The organism is Anaerococcus sp., assembly GCF_022770135.1.
Lineage (GTDB): Bacteria > Bacillota > Clostridia > Tissierellales > Peptoniphilaceae > Anaerococcus.
Genome location: NZ_JALEIL010000145.1, coordinates 1 through 3280, shown reverse-complemented (window position 1 = coordinate 3280; position 3280 = coordinate 1). Strand labels below are relative to the sequence as shown.

Genomic DNA, 3280 nt, shown 5'->3' with positions numbered 1-3280 from the left:
AGATATGAATTTATTTCCCTTATATAATTCACTTAGAATAGCCTTGGTTTCTTGTTTTTTTACATTTTTCCTTGGTATATTTTTGGCCTATCAAATTAGAAAGTTAAATCCAACAATCAAGGGACTTTTGGATGTAGTCTTGACCTTACCCCTAGTACTTCCTCCAACAGTTGTTGGATTTTTCTTACTTAAGACTCTTGGTCCTAATAATTACATAGGAGAGCTTTTCGCAAGGAGGGATATCAGCTTGGTTATGAGATGGTATTCGGCAATTTTTGCTACTATTATAGTGACTTTCCCCTTGATGTATAGGACCAGCAGGGGAGCTTTCGAGTCTTTTGATATGAATCTAAAATATGCCGCCCAGACTTTGGGCAAGTCCAACACATGGATATTTTGGAGGATAGTCCTTCCCTCTTGCAAGAAGGAAATTCTAGCAGGTCTTATCCTTTCCTTTGCTAGGGCTCTGGGAGAATATGGAGCGACCAGCATGGTATCAGGATATATTCCCAACAAGACCGCCACGATTTCAACTACAGTCTACCAGCTATGGAGGATCGGCCAGGACAGCCTTGCCTACAAGTGGGTTCTCATCAATCTTGCCATTTCCTTTGTTGTCTTGTTATCCCTAAATCTGCTTGAAAGTAAGGAGAAGACCTATGCTAGTTTGTAAGATAAAAAAGGACTTCAAGAATTTCAAGCTCGATGTGGACTTTGAGATGGAAAATGAGAGCCTAGGATTTCTAGGAGCAAGTGGATCTGGGAAAAGCCTGACCCTTAAGGCTATAGCCGGACTTATTAGACCCGATTCGGGTATGATTATCCTAAATGGAAGGACTCTCTTTGATTCAGAAAAGAAAATTAACCTTAGGCCCCAAGATAGGAGAGTGGGCTATCTATTCCAGGACTATGCCCTTTTCCCGAACTTCACTGTAGAAGAAAATGTGAGGGCAGGTCTTAGGGAAAAGCGTGACATCACAGACAAGCTAAAAGAGATGCAAATCTATGATATCAAGGATAAGCTTCCAGCATATATTTCTGGAGGAGAAAGGCAGAGGACGGCCCTTTGTAGGATTCTTGTAAATAAGCCTGATATCTTACTTTTAGATGAGCCTTTCTCAGCCTTGGATGAATTTCTCAAAAACTCAATTGAGGCGGAAGTCCTAAATATTATTAGAAAATACGACCTTAAGACGATTCTGGTAAGTCACAACAAGGACGAAGTCTATAGGATGTGTGATAATATCATAAGTATCAGTAATGGGAAAAGTGGAGATAAGAAGGAAACGAAAGACTTCTTCGAAAGTCCCACTACTCTTACAGAAGCTAAGCTTATTGGGATAAATAATTTCTCGGATTTTGAAATAGAGGAAGACGGAATATTTCTTAAGGCTTGGGGGATTAGACTTAAGTGTGAGATTAAAGCTCATGGAAAGATTTGTGCACTAAGGACTAGGGACATAGTCTTAAGCGATAGGGCCTTAAATGACGATTTTATCAAAATACAAGATTTTCGCTTAATAGAAAATATCGACTCCTTCCTTGTAATTTTAAATCAGGATAATAAAAAGTATGATGATTTGAGGATTGAAATAAATAAGGAAGACTATAAAGAGTTTCACGATGGGCCGAAATATTTTACCATAAATACCGATAAGCTATTGTTTTTGAAAGAGGAATGATTATGAAAGATCAATTTGGAAGAGAAATTTCATATCTTAGAATATCTGTTACCGACAGGTGTAATTTCAGGTGCAAATATTGTATGGGAGAAGATGGAATTAAGCTTCTAGACCACGATGACATCCTAACTTTTGAAGAAATAGTAGAAACGGCCGAGATTATGGCAGGCCTTGGCATAAAAAAGATCAGGCTTACTGGAGGCGAGCCCTTCGCAAGGCGAGGCGTGATGGATCTTATAAAGAAGTTATCTGAAATACCAGAGATAGAAGATTTTGCCATTACCACAAACGGGTCCATGGTCTATGACAAGCTAGAGTCCCTCAAGGAATACGGGATTTCTAGAATTAACTTTAGTCTGGATACACTAGACAGGGAGAAGTTTAGGCTAATAACTGGATCAGATAAATTAGAAGAAGTGCAAAGAACTATAGATAAGGCAATTGAACTTGGCTTTAAGGTCAAAATCAACGCTGTCTTGATTAAGGGTTTCAATGATAAGGAAATAGCCGACTTCGTGGAATTAACGAGAGATTATGACATCGAGGTAAGATTTATCGAGCTTATGCCAATTGGGGCGGACCTTGATTTTGACAGGAATAATTACAAGGAAAATCTCCATATCCTAGATGGCTATAGGAGAAAGGATTTGGGCTTTGACGGAGTGGCAAGGACCTTCGCTATAGAAGGCCATAAGGGTAGGGTCGGTCTTATTTCTCCCCTAAGCCATAAGTTCTGCAAGGATTGCAATAGGATAAGACTTACGGCAGACGGGAAGCTTAAGGCCTGTCTTCACTCGAGGGAGGAGATTTCTATAAAGGGATTAAGTCTTGAAGAAAAGAAGAAAATAATCAGAGAAAGTATTTATAAGAAGCCTAAAAGTCATAGGATAGGTGATTTTGGCTCGGAAAGTGTGCGAACAATGAGTTCTATAGGAGGATAGATGGATAAGTTTAGTCATTTGGATGAGAATGGAAGAGCGAGGATGGTGGACGTATCGGAGAAAAAGGAAACAGATAGGCTGGCTATAGCGACTGCTAAAGTTTTCTTGAATGAAAAGACCTACAAGATGGTCCAAAACTCAGAAATAGAAAAGGGAGATGTCCTAACTGTTGCCAAGGTCGCAGGAATTATGGCTGCCAAAAATACCGCCAATTTGATTCCCATGTGCCATCCTATTAATCTCACTTCTATAGAAATCGACTTTGTCATGGATGATAAGACTCACACAATCGAGATAAGGACCTCTGCCAAGCTCAATGCCAAGACGGGAGTTGAGATGGAGGCCCTTACTGGAGCGAGTGTGGCTGCCCTTACGATCTATGATATGTGTAAGGCAGTACAGAAGGATATAGAAATCGGAGAGATCAAGCTTTTAAGAAAGACTGGTGGCAAGAGTGGAGATTACAAGAATGAAAGTTATATCGGTTAATATTAGCGAGAAAAAGGGAACCATCAAAAGCCCTGTCCCTCAAATAGAACTTAGGAAAAACCATGGAATAGTGGGTGATGCCCATGCAGGTAATTGGCACAGGCAAGTCTCTCTCTTGGCTGTGGAGTCGTTAGAGAAGATGAAGGAGAAAATCCCAAGTCTAAAGCC

Annotated in this window: 4 protein-coding genes and 1 pseudogene; all 5 read left to right on the top strand. The window is 40.1% G+C overall.

The genetic code is table 11. The features are described from left to right. The first annotated feature begins 4 nt into the window (after positions 1 to 4). Entirely contained in the window at positions 5 to 673 is a 669-nt protein-coding gene (modB, locus tag MRZ08_RS07515) for a molybdate ABC transporter permease subunit (protein WP_297381263.1), read from the top strand. Then, positions 660 to 1682, top strand: coding sequence for an ATP-binding cassette domain-containing protein (locus MRZ08_RS07510; RefSeq protein ID WP_297381260.1), 1023 nt, complete (start codon positions 660 to 662; stop codon positions 1680 to 1682). Before modB ends, MRZ08_RS07510 begins: the two co-directional genes overlap by 14 nt. Before the next feature lie 2 nt (positions 1683 to 1684). Continuing rightward, complete coding sequence (gene moaA / locus MRZ08_RS07505) at positions 1685 to 2623, top strand: GTP 3',8-cyclase MoaA (protein WP_297381258.1); 939 nt, start codon at positions 1685 to 1687, stop codon at positions 2621 to 2623. Beyond that, positions 2624 to 3112 carry a cyclic pyranopterin monophosphate synthase MoaC gene (moaC, locus tag MRZ08_RS07500; RefSeq protein WP_297381255.1) on the top strand — a complete coding sequence of 163 codons (489 nt, stop codon included), beginning with the start codon at positions 2624 to 2626 and terminating at the stop codon, positions 3110 to 3112. Next, positions 3093 to 3280: pseudogene (locus MRZ08_RS07495) on the top strand (MOSC domain-containing protein); the annotation flags it as partial. The gene moaC and the pseudogene MRZ08_RS07495, both read left to right, overlap by 20 nt.

Bases quoted from the DNA above. Each gene is read 5' to 3' on its own strand.
- modB (WP_297381263.1), top strand. From the start codon at position 5: ATGAATTTATTTCCCTTATATAATTCACTTAGAATAGCCTTGGTTTCT.
- MRZ08_RS07510 (WP_297381260.1), top strand. From the start codon at position 660: ATGCTAGTTTGTAAGATAAAAAAGGACTTCAAGAATTTCAAGCTCGAT.
- moaA (WP_297381258.1), top strand. From the start codon at position 1,685: ATGAAAGATCAATTTGGAAGAGAAATTTCATATCTTAGAATATCTGTT.
- moaC (WP_297381255.1), top strand. From the start codon at position 2,624: ATGGATAAGTTTAGTCATTTGGATGAGAATGGAAGAGCGAGGATGGTG.